The organism is Corynebacterium sp. LK2510 (assembly GCF_040946405.1).
Classification (GTDB): Bacteria; Actinomycetota; Actinomycetes; order Mycobacteriales; family Mycobacteriaceae; genus Corynebacterium.
Map to the genome: position 1 here is coordinate 24,980 of NZ_JAYWLR010000007.1, position 21,189 is coordinate 46,168.

Below are 21,189 nucleotides of genomic sequence, written 5' to 3' on the forward strand. Positions count from 1 at the left end.
CGGGTGCATACTGGACAAATGAAGCGTTTGATTGTCATCCTGTCCACCCTTGTCGTCGCCGCGGCGGGGGCCGTGGCTGGGGCGGCTCCGGCCCACGCCATGGATGTCACCGCGGGCTACTCCGGTGGCCGCACCGCCGTTGCGGTCTACCACCCGGGCGGCGGTTGGTCGGGCTCGCCGAACGCCCGCGAGCCGCGCCCCGCGCTCTCCCTGTCCAAGCTGTACCTCGGCTATTGGGTGCTGCACCACGCGGCGCCGGAGGACAAGGCCCGCGTTGAGCAGATGATCCGCACCTCCGACGACGCGATCGCCTCGCTTCTCGACGCCCACCATCCCCACGCGATCGACCAGGTCGCCCGCGACTTCGGGCTTACCTCCACGCGCCGCGGCGGGCACTGGGGACTATCTTCAACATCCGCCTACGACGTGGCGAAGTTCCTCAACGACATCCGGACCGACCCCGTTGCTTGGCCGCTGCTTAACGGCATGCGCACCGCCGCGCCCGTTGCGGCCGACGGGTTCGCGCAAAACTATGGCACCAGCCACCTGCCTGGGGCACAGGGTACGAAGTTCGGCTGGTCCGATGATCGAGTCTCCCTGACCGCATCAGCCTCTTTTGGGCCGGATTGGACGGCGGCAGCGCTCACGCACGGCGACGTCGCAGCAAACACGGCCGATACGCTCGGCGCTATTTCCCCGGGCCTGACCGGCGGGCCGGGGGCCGCGACCAGCTCGGCCGGCCCCGTCGAGCTGCCGCTCATCTCGCTTCGCGACGCCCTGCGTCCCTACTTCCCGCCAGCACAGCTCGAGCAGATCCCCGCTACGATCATGGTCCCGGCCGGCCCGCCGGTCGTGCGTTAGGAGTGTGAGCTACCCGCCGCGCGCAGGAACTCGGCGGCGTCGCGCACCCGGCGCCGTGCCTGGGCGGGGGTGGAGATCCAGCCGCGGGTGACGTACTCCTCGCGAGTTTGCACGAGCGTTGCCTCGTGAGCCTCATCGGTGGGAAACGTCAGCAACGTCGCGTCGGCCTGCCCCGCCGGTAGCGCGCCCAACCCCCACAGGGTGACGTGCGTGGCGCCGGCCTCGCGGGCGGCGCGCACCGCCGCCGGTGCGGCATCAGGGTCGGCGACATCCAGGATCGTGGTGCCGGACAGTTCCGCAGCGCCCGCTACTTCGGGGTGCCAGAGAAACTCGCGCGCCTGCGGGCCAAGGCCCACCGCGCACGAGACCGCCCACGCGCCGCTGGCGGCAGAAGGGTTAAACAGCGTGCCGTGCTCGACCTCGTCTACCGAGATCCCACCGGCGAAAGCGACACCAGGCATGGTGTGGTCCACCGCCGAGCCCAACATGAGCATCGACGCGTGCGTGAGACGGTCCGGCAGCAGCGCCAGGTACTTGTCCGACGGCTCCCCGTCGACCGGGTAGGTGGCATCCATGTAGGAGACCAGCTGCTCAAGCTGCAGCTCATCGGGCAAGAGCCTCTCAACGCCGCCGACGTTGAAGTCGGAATTGCCTTGGACGTTTTCCGGGTAGGCGTCGTCAAGCGAGCCCTGCTCGAGCGGTTTCCTTACCAAATCGTCACCCGCTCCGCCGGGTCGATCCACACCCTGGAGCCCTCAACGACGTCGAACGCCTCATAGAACTCGGGCACGTTCGCCGCGATGACGTTGCAGCGGAACTCGTTGGGCGAGTGCGGATCAATCGCCAGCAACTGTGCAGCCATCTCCGGGCGGGCCTTCGAACGCCACACGCGCGCCCACGCCAAAAAGAGGCGCTGGAAGCCGGTGTACTCGCCGTCGAGTTCCCCGAACGGCGCCGCGGGGCCGTCCTCCTCACCCTGATCCGCGAGGTAGAGCTTGTAGGCGACCACCGCGATGCCGAGGCCGCCCAGATCACCGATGTTCTCGCCGAGGGTGAACTTGCCGTTGACTCCGCTGATGTCCTCGCGCTCGTCGAGCACAGAGGGAACCAGACCGTCGAACTGATCCACGAGCTTGGCGGTCAGCTCCTCGAATCGCGCACGATCCTCGTCGGTCCACCAGCTGTTGAGGTTTCCCTGCCCGTCATAACGCGAGCCCTGGTCGTCGAAGCCATGGCCGATCTCGTGACCGATGACCGCGCCGATCGCACCGAAGTTCTCCGCGGCGTCGGCCTCCGGGTCGAAGAACGGCGGCTGCAAAATGGCAGCAGGGAAGGTGATGTCGTTGACCACTGGGTTGTAGAACGCGTTGACCGTCTGCGGGGTCGTGACCCATTCATCGCGGTCAGTGGGGCGGCCCACCTTGCTGATCTGGTAGTCGTGCTCGAACTCGGCACCGCGGCGCACGTTGACCACGAGGTCCGCGCCCTTGTCCGAGAACGACAGCTCTGAGAAGTCGCGCCACCGCTCCGGGTAACCGATCTTGGCGTTGAACTGGTCCAGCTTTTCCAGCGCCCGCTCCCGCGTCGCAGGCGTCATCCACTCCAGATCCGAGATGCGGTGGCGGTACGCCTCAACCAGGTAGTCGACCAGCTGAAGCATCTGATCCTTGGAGGAGGCGGGGAAGTGCTTCGCCACGTACTCGCGGCCGATCTCCTCGCCCACCAGGGATTCCGCCAGGCTCACGCCGCGCTTCCAACGGTCGCGCTGTTCCGTGGCACCCGACAGAACGGTGCCGTAGAACTCGAAGTTCGCGGCACCGACCTCCTCCGGAAGCACGCCGGCGCGCGAGCGCAGGATGTGCCACGCGCCCCACAGCTGCCAGTCCGCCAAGGTCTCGGGGCGCAGCATCCCCGCCAGGGCGGTGGTGAAGGAGGGCATCATGTTGATCACGGTGCCGTCGCTAAGCCCGGAGGCGCGCAGCATCGTCTGGATGATCTCGGGTAGTTCGTCCAACTGAACCGGGTTGTAGGTTTCCACCGCGTCGCGGGTGGACACGACATCCCAGTGGCTGGCCGCGATCTGCCTCTCGTGGTCGACGATGCGCTTCGCGGCGATCTCGGGAGTGAGGCCGAACAGATATGCCGGGTCGATAAACCCGAGCATCTTCTCCACGTGCTCGCCGTAGAGACGCAGCGTCTCGGCGTGCTCGGGGGAGCGGTAATACGCTTCGTCGGGAAGCCCGAGCCCGCTTTGCATCAAATAGGGCACCGCGTCCTCGCCCTGGGAGTCCTTTTCCACCCAGTAGCTCAGCGGCGCGCCCACACCGCGGCGCTCAAGCGTGCCGAGGTTGCGGGCGAACTCCTCGATGTCGGCGATACCGAGCAGGTCGAGGTCCTCCTTCAGCGGCGCCATTCCCGCCGCGTTGACCCCCTCGGTGTCGGTGAAGGAGGTAAACAGATCGCCGCCGCGGCCCGCGCCTTCGGACAGCAGCGCGCGCACATCCGCCTCCGATTTGTCGCGCAGCGCGTAGAATGCGCCGTCGATGCCGCGGTCGGCGGGGATGGTGTGGCTGTCCACCCAGGCGCCGTTAACAAGTTCAAACAGGTCTTTCATGTCCCCCACCTTAACGCGGTTGCGGACACGACAGCGCGGGTACGCTCCACCGTGTGTGGGGAGCGCACCCGCGCGACGCCCGGTAGCCGCCGGACGGATGGACCGTGAGTCTGGAAAGCCCTAGAACGTCACCGCGTTCGGATCGCGGATCTTCATCGGGCCCGGCGTCCACAGTCCGGAACGAGGGATAACTTCGTAGTCGATGTCGGCGAGCTCCGGAGCCTCGCCCACCGAGTTGGTGCGGCGCTCGTACTTGGCCACCGAACCCCAGTCGCGCTGCCAGTCACCGTCGAGGTAACCTGGGATCTCGTAGGAGTAGTTCACGGCCTCCGCGGTTGCGAGCGCGCCGCCGCCGAGGAAGTCCATGAAGCCCGACAGCTGCATCTTGCCCGGGGCGTCCGGCATAATGCGGAACTCCGGGATCTCGGCCACGCCGGCGTAGTGGTTGAAGGTGCGCTGGCACGGGTACTGGAAGGCGACGGACCAGTCGAGCAGGCCCGGCTGATCAGACGGCAGCACCTCGCCGAGCGGGGCGAGCTCCGGTACGCGCAGCGGAGTGACGGCGAACCAGTCCTCGAGCTTGAGCGAGGTGTCCTCCGCGACGATGCGCGCCACGTTAGCCTCCTCGGGCAGGTCCGCGAGCGGGTAGCGCAGGTTGCGCCACGATGGCGTCGGGCCCTGGTCGAGCATCTCGACGTCACCGAGGACATCGACCTCGCCGTTGTCGGCTCTGCGGCCGTACTCGAGGCGCACCGTGGTGCCCTCCTGCTCGACACCGTTGATGTCGTGGTGCGCGATGCGCCCGGCTACCGACGTCACCAGCAGCGGCGCCGTCTCGCTCGGCTCTGGCAGCTCGTACCACTGGCTTTCCAGGTAGGAGGACGTCGCGGGGTCGTCGGCAAACGTGCCGAGGACCGGGATGCGGGTGTAGTCGAGGTTGAACGGCAGGCGCACGGTGGAGCCGTTCACACCGCGCTGGTCCGCCGGCCGGTTGCCCTGTGTGGCCGTGCGCGAGGTGGACTGGGCCTCCTCGGAGGCCGCGCCCGCGCCTGTGGTGTCGCCGGCCGGGTCGGCGCCGTCGGCTCCGCCTGTCAGGGCACCGTCACCCGCGGCTGCGGCAGCTGCGCCGTCCGCGGCCTGGGTGTCGCCCGCCGCGCGCGAATCCGCGGTGGCAGTGTTGTTCTTCTCGGAGACGATGTAGGCGGGCACTCCCTCCGGGTTCATACCGCGGTTGGCGTCCGAGTCGAGCGAGCGGCCCAGCGGCACGCCGTCGACGGGGGTGAGGAAGGCCTCGTTGGTGTTGGTCTCCAGCAGCACCTCGCCGCCGAGGGCGCAGGCGTTACCAGCGAACGTTTTCACGTTGCCCATGCCCACCGAGTACGACGGCGCCTGGTCGGCGAACGCCTTGATGAAGGTCAGGCAGGAAAACGCGACCATGAGGATCGACATCACAGCGATGGGAGCGGACATGACACCCGCCCAGCGGGAGCGGTTGACGCGCTCGCGGCCGGAGCCGCGCCGCATCGACTGCACGATGCCGATGACGAGGACGATGAGCGTGATACCCAGCATGACGGTGTTCGCCTCAATCGCCTTGAGCTGGACCGTGCGGTCCCACCACGGCACGCCGAAGGAGGACACGTACCACCACGCGTTCCACCCGGCCAGGGTGAGCGACATGATGAACAGCACCGCGGCGAAGGCGAAGGTGCGGTTGCGCACGGAGCGCAGCGCCACCTGGCTGAGCACGACGGCGCCCAGCGCCGCGGCGGCGCCGCCGATGCCGGCGTAGATGCCGAAGTGGTGGGTCCACTTCGTCGGCGTGAACATGAAGAAGAAGGTGCTCAGGCCGACGATCATCACGAGACGCTGCGTGGGGCCCGCCGCGGCCCCGGGGACCTTGTTGAAGCGGGCGAGGGCCCACAGGATGAGTGCGACGCTGAAGATGAAGATGAACATGGGGAAGCGCCGGGCCATGGAGCCGTCGACAGCCTGCTCGAACAGTGTGGCGTAGCGGGTCCACTCGTTGTACCACTCGAGTGCCGGGCCGACCTCGGAACGCACCGCGGTGGCCTCGAGGACACCGGCGACAGTCTGGTCGTTGAACACCGGGATCATCACCGCTGTGCCCACGCCGAAGAACGCGAGCACGTACGCGACCATCGGCGCGAACCGGCGGCGGGCGTGCATGATGCCGAACAGCGCCGGCAGGCTGACCACGAACACGCCCACGGCGGACAGGCCCGTCGGGCCGCACGCCAGCGTGAACGCCGCGATGAGGGTGCCCAGCGCGGCCGGGAAGAGGCGGTTAGTGGCGATGGCGCGCTCAAAAGCGGCCCAGGTGGCGATGAGTCCCAAGGCGATGATCGGCTCGGGGCGGGTGCCGTTGTTGTACGGCAGCCAGAACGCGAGGAAGACGAACGCGGCCGTCCAGTAGGCCACGCGCCGCAGCGCGATGGCCTCGCCGAGGCGCGGGAGGATCTCGCGCGAGAGAATCCACCAGATGAGGATGCCGGCGATCAACGTGGGCAGGCGCATCCACATCGACGCTGTGGAAACCTTGGCCAGCAAAGAGAGCAGGTCGTAGAACGGGGAGCCGAAGGGCGACTCGGGCACGCCGTACCAGCGGTAGTAGTTGGCCATGTAGTCGGACTCGTTGGCCACGCGCGCCATGGTCAGCAGGTAGCCGTCGTCCGAGGTGTTAGCGCCGAAGACGTGCCAGAAACCGAGGATGGCCACCACGATGCCGTCGAGGGGGCGAATCTCGCGCCACCGGCGGGTGATGCGCGGCAGGCGGGCGCCGTCGCGGCGGTCGAGCTGCCACAGGCTGTACAGGGCGAGGGCGGTCGAGAGCGCGCCGATGACCATGGCGGCGAGCTTGATCGCGCTCGGCGAGGAGGTGAAGCGGGAGTTGATCTGCACGTCGGCGTTCAAACCCGCCCCGGCAAGCGCGGCGGCGTCTCCCTGGAGTTCCGTGTAGATACCGGTGACCTGCGGGCGCAGGTCATCCTCGGTCTCCTCCTTAAAGTCGGTGCCGGGGACCTCGACGCTTGTACCGTCGGGCGTGGCGCGGACCTCGATGCGCGCGTCCGCAGGCAGCTGCGCGACTTCCTCCGGGGTCAGCTCGAATATGACCTCGTTGACCGAGTTGACCACGATGCCGCCCTCGGGCGCGGTCACGAACATGCCGCGGTCGAAAGCTTCGCTTGACGACGCCGGGAGGGTACCAATCAGCGTCGTCTGGCCCGGGCGCAGGGAGTTGATCGCGCCGACCGGCACGGTCAGGTCGATCTCGTCGGGGGCGAGCGAGATCAACGGCGCGTTGACCGAGTTCAACGAGTTGCTCTGCGGCCAGGTCAGCGAGGACTGGACCTGGTTCACCGGGAGCAGGGGCGTCAACAGGAAACAGATGAATGCCACAAGTCCTGAGAGCGCGGCCGTGCGGGCCCACGTGCCCCACACCCCGCGATCCCCGGCCGCAGGCCTCACCGCTGTTGAACCAAAGCGCTGGTCAGAGGCTATATCTCGTGCTGTCACGTCGTGTAACTCTACTTTCCGTGCGACGTATTGCGAACCGCCACGACGAACGGACCGATCTCCGTTACGTCCCAGTCGGCGGAATCGAAGGCGTCCGGGTTGAAGAACAGTGCCTCGTAGCGCACGTTCGGCTGGTTCGGGAAGATGTCGTGGGCGATGTGGGTCTTGAACGGCTCGTCACCATCGAGGGAGCCGCGGAAGATGAAGGCGTCGGGCGCCGCCCACTGCGACTCGTCGAGCGCCTCAGCGAACGCCGCCGGGTCGGCGAGGTCGTCGAAGGACCCTTCAGCCCAGCGGGCGAGCTCGGCGCTGCGTGCTTCAAATTCGCCCAGCGGGTTGGCGTAGTGGCTGGTGAACGCATTGAACCCGTAGTAAGGGTGAAACGCCATGAAGTTGATCTCATCTGTGTAGACGATTGCTTCGGTGGGTGCGTGGCCGCGCTCGGTGAGGTGCTCGGTGATCTCGCTGTAGTAGCGCGCAGAGTCAGGAGGGAACCTGTCGGCGCGCTCGCCGAAGCCGTCGGTGTCCGCGTACGCTTGGTCGATGTGGGACTCGTTTTCCATGGGCACGTTCTGCAGCATCGAGAACGCTCCAGCCGCGACGACGACGGCAGCGAACGCCGTGGCGATCCGCTTGTCGCGCGTGCTCAGACGGGGTGGGTAGAAGTTATCGAGGGCGTCGACAATCGCGAGGACACCGGCGGTGCAGAACAGTAGGACAAGAAGGACCTCGACGCGGAAGCCGAGCAATGAGGTACCGAGCAAGGTGGCCACCATCGAGCCGAGCACCCACAGGTAGCAGACCACGATCCCGGCGCCAAGGCCGGTGATGTCCGCGCGGGTGAAGCGGCGGATCAGGTACAGCAGGCCGACGAGGCTGAGCAGGCCGACGAGCGAGAAGCTGAAGAAGGGCAGGGGGAAGATCGTGCCCTTGATGGGTAGAAAGTGGTTGGCCGTGCTGTGCGCATCGAAATCGCCGGTGAGCAGATTCCACAGGTACGGGCCCCAGGAGATCAGTGCGATGAGGACTGAGCCGGCCCCGATGACAAGCAGGTGGATCAGCGGGGTAAGACCGCGCTTGCGGGTGAAGAAGAGCACCAGAGCGATGGCCACGACGGTGAGGGCGGACAGCGCCGTGTATAGCGTGTAAAACGTCGCGGATATACCCAGGTAGAGCGTCAGCGCAGCCGTGGCAGCCCATGAGCCGGACAACGCGCGCACGGAAGCGACGGCGGCGGCGGGGACGAACATCGCGACGATTGCCGCGTACGGCTCGTCTGGGGTCTGCGTGAGCACGATGGCGGTGGTCACGCCCGCGATCGCTACCGCGGCGGGTAGCGAGGAGGTGAGCTTGCGCCAAACGGGCACGAGCGCGGCGGCGGCCGCGGCGAGAGAGACGAGCGCCCACGGCTGGTAAACCTGCCAACCGGGCATCCCGAGTACGTTCGCCATCCGTCCGCCGAGCCAGAACCACCCGAGTGGGTAGAACGTGGGCAGCTCGGCGTAATTCATGTCGTGGTTGCCCAGCTGCACGGTCATCCGGGACAAAAATTGGGTGCGGAAGCCCTGGTCAACCTGGATACCGTCGAGATAGAGTCTCGTCGCGCTCAGCGGCACACCCAGGGAGGTCAGCACGAGGGCGGCGGGCATGAGCGTGGCGACGACCTCCGCGACCCACCGGTGCCAGCGTGGGGCGCGGGGGCCACGTGTGCCGTCGACAAGCCAGAGCCACATCAGCACTGCTGTGACGGCGACAACCGCGAAGGATCCCGCGGTGGCCAGCGCCCGGGTGACCATGGAGGTGTTGAAGGCGGGCAGCGTGATCGAGTGGAGAATAACCCACGCGAGTAACGCGAACACGCCGCCGCCGACAACTGCGGCAAGGATGCGCAGCGCGGCGCCGGCGTTGGTGATCCGGTCGGGTGCGTAACCGGCCCCCCGGGACTCAACCCGGGTGGGCGTCACGCCCGGTTGTGTTTCTTGCATGGCAAACAGTGTGTCATATGGGCCGGACACAACTGAGCAAGCAGAAACGCTGCCAACCGGTCCCGTCGATAAGCGCTAGAAGTTCAGGCGACGCATGACGGCCGCCGGAAGGTGCTGGAGCACGATCGAAATGGGGCCGAAGAGCTTGTGCACGAACACGGAGCGCCCGCCCTTGAGCGCGGATTCGACAGCCGCGTGCGCGACCTCCTCCTTGTTCACGGTGAGCGGCGCCTCGTCGAGGCCCTCGGTCATCTTGGTGCGGACCTGACCCGGGCGCACGACGGTGACCTTCACGCCGTCCTTGCGCAGGGCCTCGCCCAGCTGCAGATAGAAGGCGTCCATGCCGGCCTTGGCGGAGCCGTAGACGAAGTTGGAGCGGCGCACCTTCTGGCCCGCAACGGAGCTGAAGGCGATGATCGTGCCGTGGCCCTGCTTCTTCATGGCCTGGCCCAGCAGCACGCCGACAGAGACGAACGCCGTGTAGTTCGTCTCGGCGGAGGCGACGGCCTTGGCCTGGTCCTGCCACAGCTCTTCCTGGTCGCCCAGGGTGCCGAAGGCGACAATGGCGACATCGACGTCGGCGCCGTCGAAGGCAGCCTCGATGGTCGCGGGGTGGGAGTCGAAGTCGGTGGCCTGGAAGTCGACAACGCGGACCTCGCCGGCGCCGGCACGGCCGACTGCCTCGATGGCGGCGTCGGCGCGCGGGGAGTCCTTGCGCATGGCGAGGGTGACGGTCGGCGCGGCACCGCGGCCGACGAGCTCGGCGACGGTCGCGAGGCCGATGTCCGAGGTTCCGCCGATGAGAAGGATGTTCTGTGCTTGGCCTACTGCGTTCAGCATGTGATTCTCCTGTTGCTGGTTAAGCGTTCTAGTTCGGCGGGGATTAGTGCAGCTCGAGGCGGCGGGACATGTCGGAGGCGAACACACCGGTCGGGTCGATGGCGCGGCGGGTCTCCAACCATCCCTGCATCTCCGGGTACATGGAGTGGAACTTCTCCGGGGTGGTGCGGGACTCCTTGGCCAGGTAAAGGCGGCCGCCGAACTCCATGACCTGCTCGTCGAGTCGGTCGAGGAAGTCGCCCAGGCCCGAACGGATGGGGAAGTCGACGCAGACGTTCCAGCCCTTCATCGGGTAGGACAGCGGCGCGCGGTTGCCCTCGCCGAACAGCTTGAACACGTTGAGCGCGGTGTAGTGGCCGCTGGCCTGAATCTGGTAGATGATGTCCTTGAACGGCTCGACGGCGTCGGTCGGGACGACGAACTGGTACTGCAGGAAGCCTGCGGAGCCGTAGCCGCGGTTCCACTCGCCGATGAGATCGAGCGGCTGGTAGAACTGCGTCAGGTTCTTGACCTTGTTACGCGAGGTCGCGCCCATGCGGTAGTAGGCCTCACCGATGGCCATGAGGGAGTACTTGTTCATGGTCCAGGACGGGAAGATGTCCGGCACCGTCATCAGCTGCGGCGCGTTGAACTTCAGCGGGTCCTTCGCCAGCTTCGGGGCGAGCTCCTCGAGCTGCGCCAGGGTGGCCAGGGAGCCGCGGGAGATGGTGGAGCGGCCCGTCTTCGGCGGCGCGGAGATCGCGTCGAACCAGGCGGAGGAGTACTCGTAGTTGACCTCGGAGCCGTCGGAGTGCGCGGCGATCGTCTCGTCGAGGGTGTTGGTGCGGTCGGTGTCCGCGATGAAGTAAGCGGTCTCCGTCTTGGTCATGCGGATTTGCGCACGCAGGATGATGCCGGTCAGGCCCATGCCGCCGATGGTGGCCCAGAACAGGGTGCCCTCGGGGTCGTCCTGGCTGCCTTCCGGGGTCAGGTGCAGCACGCGGCCGTCGGCAACGAGCAGCTCGAGGGAGACGACGTGGTCACCGAAGGAACCGGCGGTGTGGTGGTTCTTGCCGTGGATGTCCGGTCCGATGGCGCCACCGATGGTGACCTGGCGGGTGCCGGGGAGCACGGGGACCCACAGGCCGTAGGGGAGCGCGGCCTTCATCAGCTGGTCGAGGGTCACACCGGCGTCGACGTCGACAATCGCGGTCTCCGGGTCGATGGCGTGGATCTGGTTGAGCGCCTGGATGTCGACGACGAGGCCGCCGCCGTTCTGCGCCGGGTCACCGTAGGAGCGGCCCATGCCGCGGGCGATAACGCCGCGGCGCAGGTGCTCCGGCAGCGACTCGTTGTCGGCGGCGACCTGGGCGACGGCCTGCTTGATCACGTCGACGTCCGGGGTAGACAGAACGTGCGCAGTGGAGGGCGCGGTGCGCCCCCAGCCGTAGAGGGATTCAACGGTGGTGTGGAGTTCCATTGGGGGATCGTTCTCCTTCTTATCTGCCGGGCAGAATGTGGAACAGGTGTAATCGGGGTTAACGGGCCGAATAATGAACGGATATAAGTGTAATCGTCTTATCCGTCAAAAGTTGTATGACTCGCACCCGGGCGGGGGCGGTGGCGTGGCGGATCCGGTCCAATCCGGGTTACAGGTCCATGATTTCGCGGATCTCGGCGGGCAGCTCCTCCTGGGAGGAAATGACCGGCCGGCCAGCGTCTTTGTGCTCGCGGAGCAGCTCGTAGACCCGGGTGCGGGAGACGGAATCCAAGAAAGGCAATTCCTCCACGAACACGCGGGCCATGAAGTCGGACAGTGGGGCGTCGATACGTTGTGCGGCCTCGTGGATCGCGTCCGGGTCGTCGCCCTTGTAGTGCTTTCTCATACCCCGCAAGCCTAGTGCGCGTCTACCATGGGCGGGCATGGACGCAGCAGCAGCACCGACTTCCCCGGCCCCGGAGCAACGGATCGACTACAACGCGCTCGACAACAGCTTCGGCGGCCGGCTCATCCAGGCCGGGTTCATCGTGGGTTTCTACGCGGCAGGCGACCTGACCCGCCACGTTATCGCGGCCCGCCTCGCGCTCACCGCAGCCAACCTCGGAGTGGTGGCCGCGTTCAACGCCTTCGACGAGGAACCCGGCAACGATCTCACGTCCGTCGCCCGCGACGGCGGGTCACCGGCCCAGACGTGGGCGCTGCTCGGCGGTGCCGGCGTGGCAGCCGCAGGTGTGGCCGTCGCGAGCACGTGGGCGCACCGCGCGGTGGCGCGCAGCCTCGCGCGCCGCGGGGTGAACACCCCGTGGACCGCAATGGGGGTGGTCGTCGCCGCTGGCTACCTCGCCGCGACGCAGCTCGCACAGGCTAGGCGCTGATATGTCCGGAAGCAGAGGTTCTGACGCGGGAGTCATCGACTTCGCAGGCGCCGCGCTCGCCCGCGCGCGGCGCGCCGGAACCTCTGCTTTCCCCACCACCCTCGTCGTGCGCGTGTCCACACTCAAGGCAGACGAGGACATCTACCGCTACCTCGGGCTCAACAGCGACCTGCCGCTCACCGAGGTGCAGCGCGTCATCGCGGCCGCCTTCTCGCTTCCCGACGACACCCCCACCCCCGCGCAGTTCTCCACCGACGCCGCCACCCTCGGCGAGGCGCTCAGCGGCGCGAACCCTCCCTTGTCCTTTACATGGGGGCTGTGGCGTTTCGACCTGTTTCGCGCAGGCGCCTACCCGCGCGACGCCGCCACCCCCAACGCCGTCTGCATCGCCGGCGCCGGCGACTTCACCGACGCGCCCTTCGACATCACGGAAGTCAACCGCCGCCTCGTCGGCGACGACACCGCTAACGGCGTCCTCGCCACCATCCATCCCGAGGCCCGCGATGTGATCACCCGCTCGCGGATGTTCGACTTCGTTCTGTTGCTGCAGGCCCTGGACGTGGGGAAGGAGGGCGTCGATAAGCGAGCGCGCGACGTGGCGCGGACCCTGCCGCGGGAGCGCAGCCCCGAGGCCCGCGACGCCTACTGGTGCGTGGTGCTCGGCCTCGCCTGCCTTGCCGACGCCCCCACGACCAACTCCGTGATCGAATCCACCTTCCGCGCCCTCGGCTGGCCTGCTCACACCGCGGACGAGATCCGGGCCCTGTGCGCGGGGTCTTTGGTGCGCCTCGCCGCCATCGGCGCGTACGGCCCCGGCCAAGCCGCGCCGGTCGAGCGCGTGGATGTCTTCCGCGAACTGCTTCGCCGCTAGACTGTCCGCCGTGTCCAAGGAGAACAGGCAATCAGTGCTGCGGCAGCTCGTGCCGTTCATCATCATCGGCATTGGCTGCGCGGTGATCGACTTCGGAATCACCTACGCGCTCACCGAACTCACCGGCCTGTCACGTACCTCGTCCAAGGTCGTCGGCTGGGTCTTCGGCACCCTGGTCGCCTACGTGCTCAACTCCCGCTTCGCCTTCCAGGCCCAGGTCAGCGCCAAGAAAGCTGGCGCGGTGCTGCTGCTCTACGCCGTCACCTTCGCCGTCCAGGTCTTCCTATATAAGGTCACCGACGACCCGCTGCAAGCGATTGGCCTGGTCAACCCCTGGAAGGACTTCGCCTCCTTCGTCATCGCCCAGGGCGTGGCGACGGTGACGAATTTCGTGCTGCAGCGCCGGGTGATCTTCAAGGAGGAGACGAAGATCGTCATCGCGCAGGAGCCCGTGCCGGGGCGCGCTGCTGCGGTCACTCCGGGTGTCACTCGGGGCGGCGGAAATCCTCCCGTGCCCCCATCCGCAGTAACCGCAACCAGCGAATAAACTCCGCCGGATTCTTCTTCTCCAGCAGGAAGAACCAGCCGAAACGTACCACTTCCTGCAGCTTCATCTTCCGCATGCCCGGCTGGTTCATGATGTAGCCGCGGTTGCGATAGGTGAAGTAGCGCTTTGTCGGGTTGTCCGGCCACTGGGCGTGCGCCCGCCCGCCCATGATTGGCAGAAACTCTCCCGAGCCGTCCGGGTGCAGGTACGCGGTGGTCAGCGCCGTTCCGTAGGCCAGGCCCGAGTTGGCCAGCCGGCGGTGGTACTCCACTTCGTCGCCGCGGATGAACAGGCGGTAGTCCGGCACGCCGATGCGCTCCATCGCCGCGGCGGAAATGAGCGCGCCGTTGAACAGCGAGGCGTACTGCGGCAGGAAGTCTCCTTCGAGCTGATCAGTCGTACGCTTCCAGGTCAGGCCCTGTCGCAGCGGGAACGCCAGCTTGCCTGGGTCGTCCATGTTCACCACGATCGGGCTGACCTCGTGCAGTCCGTGCTCCTGTGCCGTGCGGTAGAGCGTGTCCAGGACGTGCTCGTCGGCGGGGCGGCCGTCGTCGTCGGCGCACCACACCGCATCCGCGCCCAGTGCCAGGGCATGCAGGAAGCCGTAGGCGAACCCGCCGGCGCCGCCGAGGTTGGTGCGCGAGGGCAAATAGACTGCCTTGTCGCCGGCGAGCTCGCTGAGCAGGTCACGGACCTCGTCCTGGGCCGCGTTGTCCACCACGATCACCCACTCCACCGGGTGCGTCTGGCGCACCACTTGCTCCAGGGAGTGGCGCAGCAGCTCGACGCGGTTGTGGGTGACGATCACCGCCGCGGTCGTCCCGCGGGGATTCAGGGTGGCAGTCATGCCCACTATTGTGCCATTGCGGGTGCGCGCGGCCCTATGCGGCAGCGCCGCGAAATCGGAGGGACCGACGCGGCCCACCCGGCTGCGCAGTGACACATCTTCTGAGCCCCAAACCCCGCGCCCCGAAACCCCCTACCCGTGGAACCGCTCCACCAAGTCGGCGACATACCCGCCGGCCTCGGGCCCCTCGTACGCCTCGACCACATCGGCGACGAGCCCGGCCTGGCGGATTTCTCCCTTGTCCACCCACAGGGCGGTGGTGCACAGCTGTGCCAGGAAGTCGTTGGAGTGGGAGGCGAAGACGAGGATGCCGGAGCGCTCGACCATCTTGGCCAGGCGGACGCGGGCCTTGGCCATGAAGGCGGCGTCGACGGCTCCGATTCCTTCGTCGAGAAGCAAAATCTCGGGCTCGATGGAGGTGACTACGCCGAGGGCGAGTCGGACGCGCATGCCGGTGGAGTAGGTGCGCAGCGGCATGTTGAGGTAGTCGCCGAGCTCGGTGAAGTCGGCGATCTCGTCCATCTTGGCTTTCATCTGCTTGCGGGTCTGCCCGAGGAAGAGGCCGCGGATGATGATGTTTTCGTAGCCGGAGATCTCCGGGTCCATGCCGACGCCGAGGTCGAAGACGGGCGCGACGCGGCCGCGCACGTCCGCCACGCCGCGGGTGGGTTCGTAGATGCCGGACAGGAGGCGCAGCAGGGTGGACTTGCCGGCGCCGTTGTGGCCGACGAGTCCGACCCGGTCACCTTCGCGCAGGTGCAGGTTGATGTCGCGCAGCGCTTCCACGACGACGGTGTTGGAGGAGTTCTTGCCGATGGCGCCGCCGGCGGAGGAGACCACCGCCTTTTTCAGGGAGCGGGACTTGGCGTCGAAGATGGGGAAGTCGACGCAGGCGTTGTAGGTGTCGATCGAAACCACAGGTCAATCCTTAAACCCAGTAGGGGACGCGGAAGCGCCACTGGCGCATGACCACCAGAGCGAGGAACAGGCCAACGAGCGTGCACGCGGCGACGATAGCCCAGTGGTAGGCCGCCGCCTCGCCGCCGATGAGCGGGGCGCGCACGATTTCGAGGTAGTGGTAGAGCGGGTTGAGCTCGGCGATGCGGGCGCGCTGCGCCACCTCGCCGCCCTGCTCGCGCAGGGTGGCGGTGGTCCACACGATGGGGGTGACGTAGAACAGCAGCTGCACGAGCGCCTCGAGCAGGGGCGCGACGTCGCGGAAGCGGGTGGCGATGATGCCGAAGAGCATGGTCACCCACACGCCGTTGATCACCAGCAGCGCGAGCGCCGGGATGGCCCACAGGGTCGTGACGGTCAAAGGGATCCGGAAGATGATGACCAGCAGCAGCCAGATGACCATGTTGTGCGCTAGGAAGAGCAGATGGCGCCACACGAGGCGGTAGACGTGCACCGACAAAGCGGAGGGCAGCTGCTTGATCAGGCCTTCGTTTTCGATGAAGACGTTCGCGCCGTCTTTGATGCACCCGGAGATGAAGCCCCAGATGATGAAGCCGACGGTGACGTGGGGGAGAAATTCCCGCACGGAGATCTGGAAGAGCATGGAGTACAGCAGGCCGAGCGCCAGGGCCATGACACCGGTGGCGATGGTGATCCACAGCGGGCCGAGCGCGGAGCGCCGGTAGCGCTGCTTGATGTCTTGCCAGCCGAGCTGGAGCCACAGTTCTTTCTGGCTCCAGCCGTGGGTCAGGTCCTTCCACGCCATGGTGAGCGTTTTGGACAGTGACTTCGGCATGGTTTCGGTGGCCGGGGTCGTCATTCTGGCGACGTCGGCGCGCAACTTATTCATGTCCTGCACGTTCCTTACCCTAGCCCCCGCGCCGCCGGCGTTAGTGGATTGTCGCGCCGCGCGGGGCGATTCATAACTGGTCTCGCACCTGTCAACCTGGAAAAACGCTTATAATCGGCTGGTTCCGGGGGAGTGTGCATTGCGCACCGGGGCGGTGCATAATTGGAGTCGTTGTTTTCGAGCGAGGGTCCGCGGGAGGTGGGTTAGGGTGGCTTACGACGTCTTCCACGTGCGCGGCTTGTACACCTCGCTTTCCGACGGCTGGACCTACCTCAACGCCCACGACTGTCCGCAGATCCCCGAGCGCGTGTCGTCGGCGGTGGCCCGCTCGTTCCGGATGTCCACCGCGGTGGCGCGCCCGGAGCCGGTGGCGGGTTCGCACTCGCGCGATAACGTCGGCAAGCCGGAGGGTTATTCGCTGCTGAGCGACGCCCATGCCGCTGTCGCGGATCTTGTGGGTGTCTCTCCGGATCGCGTGGTCCTCGGCCCGAACTTGCACACCCTGTACTCGGCGCTGGCGGCGGCGATGCGCCCGATGTTCCGCCACAATTCGACGGTGGTGCTGAGCAAGCTCGACCGTCCCGAGCTCACCGCGGCGCTGGGCCGCATCGACGCGCGCGTGCGCTGGGCCGAGCCCGACCTCGGCACGGGTGAGCTGCCGGCGTGGCAGTACGGCGAGCTTGTCGACGGCACCACACGCCTCATCTCGCTGCCCGCGGCGCACCCCCTGCTCGGCAACGTCACCCCGGTCGCCGACGTGGTCGACGAGGTGCGCGAGCGCTCCCGCGCCTGGGTCGTGGTGGACGCCTCGGCCTACGCCCCCTACCGAGCCATCTCCTTCGACGAGTGGGGCGCCGACGTGATCGCCGTGGACATCGGGCAGATGGGTGGCCCGGAGATCGCGGCGCTCGTATTCCGCGATAACGCGATGTTCACCCGCATGGAGTCGCTCGGCGACTCCAGCCTCGCCGGCCGCGACAAGCTTGCCCAGACCGTTTCCCCGGGCCTGGCCGGCGGAGTCTCCGCGACCGTGGAGCACTACGCTTCGCTTGCCGACGCCACCCCGCGCGGCCGCGCCACCCGCCGCAACCGCCTGATCGCCTCGATGGCGGAGCAGGAGCGCTACCTCAACGGGCTGCGCGACGACTTACACACGTTCCTCGGCACCCTGCCGGCCGTCCACATCGTGGGCGTTTCCGGCGAGGCGGCCGGAGGGGTCAGCGTGGACAGGATCCCGCGGGTAACCTTCGGCGTGCGCGGCGTTCCCGGCCAGACCGTCTACCAGCGCCTCATCGACAACGGCATCGTCGCCACGGAGGCGCCCGCCAGCGAGCTTTTCGACGCCATGGGGGTCCCCGACCTCGGCGGCGCCGTCACCGTTTCTCTCGGCCCCTTCAACACAGCCGGGGACATCAACCAGCTGATCCGGACCGTCGCCTCCCTGGCCTAGTCCGACCTAGTGTGGCCTAGTCGCCGACGGTGAGGACGATCTTGCCGGTGTTGTCGCCGGAGTCGAGGTACTCGTGGGCGGCCGCAGCCTCGGCGAGGGGGAACGTGCGCGAAATGGTCGGCGCGATGGTGCCGTCCTCGAACAGCGGCCAGATGGTTTTTACGGTGTCGGCGACGATCGCGGCCTTCATCGGCAGGGGACGCGCGCGCAACGTCGTGGCGTGGACCGTGAGGCGGCGCGGCATCATCCGCCCGAGGCTCAAGGTGCCCTTCGCCCCGCCCTGCAGGGCGATGACGACCAGGCGGCCGTCGTCAGCCAAGGACTTGATGTTGTCCTCGAGGTAGTCCCCGCCCATGATGTCGAGGATGATGTCGCAGCTGCCGGCGAGTTCCTCGGCGAAGTTCTGTTCCTTGTAGTTGATCAGGATGTCCGCGCCGAGGTCGCGGCAGTACTCCAGCTTCTCGGCGCTGCCCGCGGTGACCGCGACCTCGCAGCCCAGGGCCTTGCACAGCTGAATCGCGAATGAGCCGATGCCGCCAGCGCCGCCGTGGATGAGCACGCGGTCGCCCTCCGCGATGCCCGCCGTCATCCCCAGGTTCGACCACACGGTGGCGGCGACCTCGACCACGGCGGCCGTCTCGTTCATCGAGAATCCCTTCGGCAGGGGAGTGAGCTGGCCCTCCGGCACCGCGACGTACTCCGCGTAGCCGCCGCCGGCGAGCAGGCAGCCCACCTCCTCGCCAACCTCGCGGGAGGTGTCGCCGGCATCGGCGATGGTGCCTGCGCACTCCAAGCCCAGGGTCTCGGGCGCGCCCTTCGGCGGCGGGTACATGCCCTCCGCCTGCTTGAGGTCTGCCCGGTTCACGCCGGCCGCAGCGACCTTGACCAGCACCTCGCCCGGCTGGAGAGTGGGGCGCTCAACCTCGGCGAGCTCGAGTGAGCGGGGGTTGTCGGGGTCTGTCTGGATGATTGCCTTCATGCCCCCCGAGATTATCGAAGTCTGCGGTCCCGGGCTAAGATGGTCGCGTTGGAGACGTGGCAGAGCGGCCGAATGCACCGGTCTTGAAAACCGGCGAGGGTCAAACCTCCGGGGGTTCAAATCCCCCCGTCTCCGCCACGCGAAATCGGGTTGTGCGCCACATGAGGCGCACAACCCTTTCCGCGTTTTCGGAGGTCAGAAGATTATTCGTTGGAGCTAGCGTGGCGAAGGCTGGCGCGGCGGACGCTCTCGAGCTTGGCCCTGTTATCGGGTGTCAGGGTCTTCCTCATATTGGTTTCTACGACTGGACGTTCGGCATACATCACCTGTGAATGGTGTAGATCATCTGTCGCCCTGTGAAATAGCTTCAACTTGGATTCGTGGGTGAATGCACCTTTTGCGGCTCCGAGTGAGCTGCTTTGGGGAACCCAGCTGTACCGCGAGTTCTCGACGAGTTGGTATTCAATCGCTCTCTTCACCAGAGCAGATATCCAATCGGCGAATTGGATATTTGCAGACACCTTGCTGTCGATGTGCATAGGGGGTTCGATAATCCGTCGCATTTCATCGTGGTCGCTCGCTCGACCGAGAATGTGAGAGTACATGCGTGGCAGGCGCTGAAGGCGTGATTTCTCATTGATTTGGTCCATCATCACCAAGAGCGTTTCATCAGCGGTATCTGCATGCCGAGCCAACCGGTTGAGAGTCTCCCGCATGGCGACTTCCTCACGGATGCGGAACTCCGCTGGACCTGAGTTGGTTTCCTTTGGGGTCCCGAGCGCCTTTTCCTCTGCATAGTAAAAGAGACGACCTTCGAGCTTGCGCACTGCTCTTATCAGCGATCCAAGAACACGAAGATTTTGGGGGCGCTCCTCTGCGGCCCGAGCGAAAAGGAGGTCGGAACCCTTCCATTCCCAACGACCTTCGTGGTCAGCATTGCTGTTGGCTTCGGGAAACAAGTTGCGCTTTTCTCTGGTGAAGATTGCTCCGAACGCCCGAGCATTGTAATCCGGAATCAGGAAGCCACCGTAGCCAAAGGCGGGGCCGTCACTGAAACGCTTGTGTTCAAGGCTAACGAAGGCACCGGGCTGACCAATTTCATCTATGTAGGCGAGGAGCATAGTGTCGATAGTCCTTTTCCGAAACGCGAGAACCCGCGCTCAGAGCGCGGGTTCTCGGATTTGCTGCCCTAGACCTTCTTGTCCGAAGACTCAATCTTGGCTCACGGGAAAAAGCTTAATACATCGGAACAGGTATCGCTAGACAGCAGCGCTCTTAAGGAGCACATATCTGTGCCCTCGCCCTACGCCTCGATAGCGTCCAGCGCCTCGACGAAGCGCGCGGCGGTCGCCTCCGGGTCCTCCCACTTGTCCAGGCCGAACAGGCCGATGCGGAAGGTGGAGAAGCTCTCGCCTTCGTTGATCTTCAGCGGAACGCCCGACGCGATCTGCAGGCCTTGGGCCTTGAACGCGGCGCCGGACTGCTGCTCGGGGGTCTTCGCGTAGAGCACGACCACGCCGTTGGACTGGTACCCGTCCGCGGCGACAGAGGCGTAGCCGCGCTCGGCGGCGGCGTCGCGGACCAGGCGCCCGAGCGTTTGCTGGCGGTTTTCCAGCTCGTCCAGGCCGATCTTCACAGCCTCGCGCATGGCCTCGAGGTTGGCCACGATGGTGTCCGTTGGCAGGGTGGAGTGGTAGGCGGCGGTGCCCTTGCGGTATCCCTCGAAGATCTCCAGCCACTTCTTCAGGTCCAGGGTGAAGGACGTGCTTTGCGAGGCCTCCACGGCCGCGCGCCCCTTCTCCCCGAGCATGACGTAGCCCGTCGAAGGCGACCCGGACCAGGACTTCTGCGGCGCAGAAATCAGCACGTCGACGCCCGTTTCGCGCATATCGGTAAAGGCAGCACCTGCGGCGATGCAGTCGAGGACGAACAGGGAGTCCGTTTCGTCGGCGATCTCGCCCAGGCCGCGCAGGTAATCCTCGGGCAGCGTCAGGCCGGCGGCCGTTTCGGTGTGGGCGGTGACGATGATGTCGGGGTTGAACTCGGCGGCGGCTGCGCGGACGCTATCAAGCGAGGGCGGTGCGAACGACGGCGTGGCACCCTCGGTGGCGGGCGCGGCGTTGAGGACGCGGACGTCCTCGGTGATCGCGCCGGTCTCGATGATCTGCGACCAGCGGAAGGTGAACAGGCCCGAGCGGAGCACGAGCACCCGCTTGCCGGTGAACAGCTGGCGGGCGACCGCTTCCATGGCGCCGGTGCCGCCACCGGGGACGAGCACCGCCGATTCAGCGCCGTAGGTGGAGCTGAGCAGCTCCACGATCTCCTGGGCTGCGTCGATGAACTTCTGGGACATGTGGTTCAGGGAGCGATCGGTGAAAACCACCGAGTACTCCAGCAGACCATCCGGGTCGATGTTGGGGCGAGGTAGTTTAGTCATGCTGCCAGGGTAGCCCCTCGCAGCGTGGCCCGGGGCTGTTTTCCCGGGTCAGGTCAGCG

18 protein-coding genes and 1 tRNA gene are annotated in these 21,189 nt (G+C 66.6%); 6 read left to right on the plus strand and 13 right to left on the minus strand.

What is annotated here, in order from left to right; all coding sequences use genetic code 11:
• Positions 1–18 precede the first annotated feature (18 nt).
• A complete protein-coding gene (locus VVR41_RS05480; RefSeq protein WP_368523920.1) occupies positions 19–861 on the plus strand; it encodes a hypothetical protein in 843 nt (280 codons plus the stop codon).
• Here VVR41_RS05480 and VVR41_RS05485 read toward each other — a convergent pair.
• The 7 genes from VVR41_RS05485 to VVR41_RS05515 all read right to left on the minus strand — a co-directional run bounded on the left by VVR41_RS05485 (position 858) and on the right by VVR41_RS05515 (position 11,702).
• A complete protein-coding gene (locus VVR41_RS05485; RefSeq protein ID WP_368523921.1) occupies positions 858–1,574 on the minus strand; it encodes an alpha/beta hydrolase in 717 nt (238 codons plus the stop codon). The genes VVR41_RS05480 and VVR41_RS05485 overlap by 4 nt on opposite strands.
• Positions 1,568–3,475, minus strand: a complete 1,908-nt coding sequence (locus tag VVR41_RS05490; RefSeq protein WP_368523922.1) for a M13 family metallopeptidase — start codon at positions 3,473–3,475, stop codon at positions 1,568–1,570. Before VVR41_RS05490 ends, VVR41_RS05485 begins: the two co-directional genes overlap by 7 nt.
• A gap of 120 nt (positions 3,476–3,595) precedes the next feature.
• Entirely contained in the window at positions 3,596–7,012 is a 3,417-nt protein-coding gene (locus VVR41_RS05495; protein WP_368523923.1) for an arabinosyltransferase domain-containing protein, read from the minus strand.
• Positions 7,013–7,023: 11 nt separating this feature from the next.
• Entirely contained in the window at positions 7,024–8,997 is a 1,974-nt protein-coding gene (locus VVR41_RS05500) for a galactan 5-O-arabinofuranosyltransferase (protein ID WP_368523924.1), read from the minus strand.
• 75 nt (positions 8,998–9,072) lie between these two features.
• On the minus strand, positions 9,073–9,837 hold the full coding sequence (locus tag VVR41_RS05505; protein ID WP_321101214.1) for a decaprenylphospho-beta-D-erythro-pentofuranosid-2-ulose 2-reductase: 765 nt from the start codon (positions 9,835–9,837) through the stop codon (positions 9,073–9,075).
• A gap of 43 nt (positions 9,838–9,880) precedes the next feature.
• Positions 9,881–11,296, minus strand: coding sequence for an FAD-binding oxidoreductase (locus tag VVR41_RS05510; protein ID WP_321101216.1), 1,416 nt, complete (start codon positions 11,294–11,296; stop codon positions 9,881–9,883).
• A 169-nt stretch (positions 11,297–11,465) separates the two neighbouring features.
• Positions 11,466–11,702, minus strand: a complete 237-nt coding sequence (locus tag VVR41_RS05515; RefSeq protein ID WP_321101218.1) for a hypothetical protein — start codon at positions 11,700–11,702, stop codon at positions 11,466–11,468.
• A gap of 37 nt (positions 11,703–11,739) precedes the next feature.
• Between VVR41_RS05515 and VVR41_RS05520 the strand changes: the two genes are divergently transcribed.
• Genes VVR41_RS05520 through VVR41_RS05530 form a run of 3 tightly spaced genes read left to right on the plus strand, consistent with a single transcriptional unit; the run spans position 11,740 to position 13,610 of the window.
• Entirely contained in the window at positions 11,740–12,192 is a 453-nt protein-coding gene (locus VVR41_RS05520; RefSeq protein WP_368523925.1) for a hypothetical protein, read from the plus strand.
• A 1-nt stretch (position 12,193) separates the two neighbouring features.
• Positions 12,194–13,063, plus strand: a complete 870-nt coding sequence (locus VVR41_RS05525; RefSeq protein WP_368523926.1) for a hypothetical protein — start codon at positions 12,194–12,196, stop codon at positions 13,061–13,063.
• Between the two features lie 10 nt (positions 13,064–13,073).
• Positions 13,074–13,610: a GtrA family protein gene (locus tag VVR41_RS05530; RefSeq protein WP_368523927.1), complete on the plus strand. Its 537-nt coding sequence runs from the start codon at positions 13,074–13,076 to the stop codon at positions 13,608–13,610.
• Here VVR41_RS05530 and VVR41_RS05535 read toward each other — a convergent pair.
• The 3 genes from VVR41_RS05535 to VVR41_RS05545 all read right to left on the minus strand — a co-directional run bounded on the left by VVR41_RS05535 (position 13,549) and on the right by VVR41_RS05545 (position 16,264).
• Complete coding sequence (locus tag VVR41_RS05535) at positions 13,549–14,457, minus strand: glycosyltransferase family 2 protein (protein WP_321101226.1); 909 nt, start codon at positions 14,455–14,457, stop codon at positions 13,549–13,551. The two genes, VVR41_RS05530 and VVR41_RS05535, sit on opposite strands and share 62 nt — an antisense overlap.
• Before the next feature lie 132 nt (positions 14,458–14,589).
• Entirely contained in the window at positions 14,590–15,375 is a 786-nt protein-coding gene (locus VVR41_RS05540; protein ID WP_321101230.1) for an ABC transporter ATP-binding protein, read from the minus strand.
• Positions 15,376–15,385: 10 nt separating this feature from the next.
• Complete coding sequence (locus tag VVR41_RS05545; RefSeq protein ID WP_409338278.1) at positions 15,386–16,264, minus strand: ABC transporter permease; 879 nt, start codon at positions 16,262–16,264, stop codon at positions 15,386–15,388.
• Positions 16,265–16,472: 208 nt separating this feature from the next.
• Between VVR41_RS05545 and VVR41_RS05550 the strand changes: the two genes are divergently transcribed.
• A complete protein-coding gene (locus tag VVR41_RS05550; RefSeq protein WP_368523928.1) occupies positions 16,473–17,714 on the plus strand; it encodes an aminotransferase class V-fold PLP-dependent enzyme in 1,242 nt (413 codons plus the stop codon).
• Positions 17,715–17,730: 16 nt separating this feature from the next.
• On the opposite strand, the gene VVR41_RS05555 is transcribed toward VVR41_RS05550, so the two are convergent.
• Positions 17,731–18,693, minus strand: coding sequence for an NAD(P)H-quinone oxidoreductase (locus VVR41_RS05555; RefSeq protein ID WP_368523929.1), 963 nt, complete (start codon positions 18,691–18,693; stop codon positions 17,731–17,733).
• 50 nt (positions 18,694–18,743) lie between these two features.
• Here VVR41_RS05555 and VVR41_RS05560 point away from each other — a divergent pair.
• Positions 18,744–18,831 (plus strand) — tRNA-Ser (locus VVR41_RS05560).
• Between the two features lie 65 nt (positions 18,832–18,896).
• Here the strand turns inward: VVR41_RS05560 and VVR41_RS05565 are convergent.
• Together VVR41_RS05565 and VVR41_RS05570 are read right to left on the minus strand one after the other, a co-directional pair.
• Positions 18,897–19,814: a DUF3800 domain-containing protein gene (locus VVR41_RS05565; RefSeq protein WP_368523930.1), complete on the minus strand. Its 918-nt coding sequence runs from the start codon at positions 19,812–19,814 to the stop codon at positions 18,897–18,899.
• Between the two features lie 182 nt (positions 19,815–19,996).
• A complete protein-coding gene (locus tag VVR41_RS05570) occupies positions 19,997–21,130 on the minus strand; it encodes an alanine--glyoxylate aminotransferase family protein (RefSeq protein WP_368523931.1) in 1,134 nt (377 codons plus the stop codon).
• Positions 21,131–21,189 lie beyond the last annotated feature (59 nt).

What these genes read in the sequence shown, in the direction of transcription:
- VVR41_RS05565 (WP_368523930.1), bottom strand. Translation starts at nt 19,814, where the DNA reads ATGCTCCTCGCCTACATAGATGAAATTGGTCAGCCCGGTGCCTTCGTT.
- VVR41_RS05555 (WP_368523929.1), bottom strand. Translation starts at nt 18,693, where the DNA reads ATGAAGGCAATCATCCAGACAGACCCCGACAACCCCCGCTCACTCGAG.
- VVR41_RS05490 (WP_368523922.1), bottom strand. Translation starts at nt 3,475, where the DNA reads ATGAAAGACCTGTTTGAACTTGTTAACGGCGCCTGGGTGGACAGCCAC.
- VVR41_RS05480 (WP_368523920.1), top strand. Translation starts at nt 19, where the DNA reads ATGAAGCGTTTGATTGTCATCCTGTCCACCCTTGTCGTCGCCGCGGCG.
- VVR41_RS05505 (WP_321101214.1), bottom strand. Translation starts at nt 9,837, where the DNA reads ATGCTGAACGCAGTAGGCCAAGCACAGAACATCCTTCTCATCGGCGGA.
- VVR41_RS05535 (WP_321101226.1), bottom strand. Translation starts at nt 14,457, where the DNA reads ATGACTGCCACCCTGAATCCCCGCGGGACGACCGCGGCGGTGATCGTC.
- VVR41_RS05510 (WP_321101216.1), bottom strand. Translation starts at nt 11,296, where the DNA reads ATGGAACTCCACACCACCGTTGAATCCCTCTACGGCTGGGGGCGCACC.
- VVR41_RS05520 (WP_368523925.1), top strand. Translation starts at nt 11,740, where the DNA reads ATGGACGCAGCAGCAGCACCGACTTCCCCGGCCCCGGAGCAACGGATC.
- VVR41_RS05545 (WP_409338278.1), bottom strand. Translation starts at nt 16,264, where the DNA reads ATGAATAAGTTGCGCGCCGACGTCGCCAGAATGACGACCCCGGCCACC.
- VVR41_RS05525 (WP_368523926.1), top strand. Translation starts at nt 12,194, where the DNA reads ATGTCCGGAAGCAGAGGTTCTGACGCGGGAGTCATCGACTTCGCAGGC.
- VVR41_RS05515 (WP_321101218.1), bottom strand. Translation starts at nt 11,702, where the DNA reads ATGAGAAAGCACTACAAGGGCGACGACCCGGACGCGATCCACGAGGCC.
- VVR41_RS05570 (WP_368523931.1), bottom strand. Translation starts at nt 21,130, where the DNA reads ATGACTAAACTACCTCGCCCCAACATCGACCCGGATGGTCTGCTGGAG.
- VVR41_RS05500 (WP_368523924.1), bottom strand. Translation starts at nt 8,997, where the DNA reads ATGCAAGAAACACAACCGGGCGTGACGCCCACCCGGGTTGAGTCCCGG.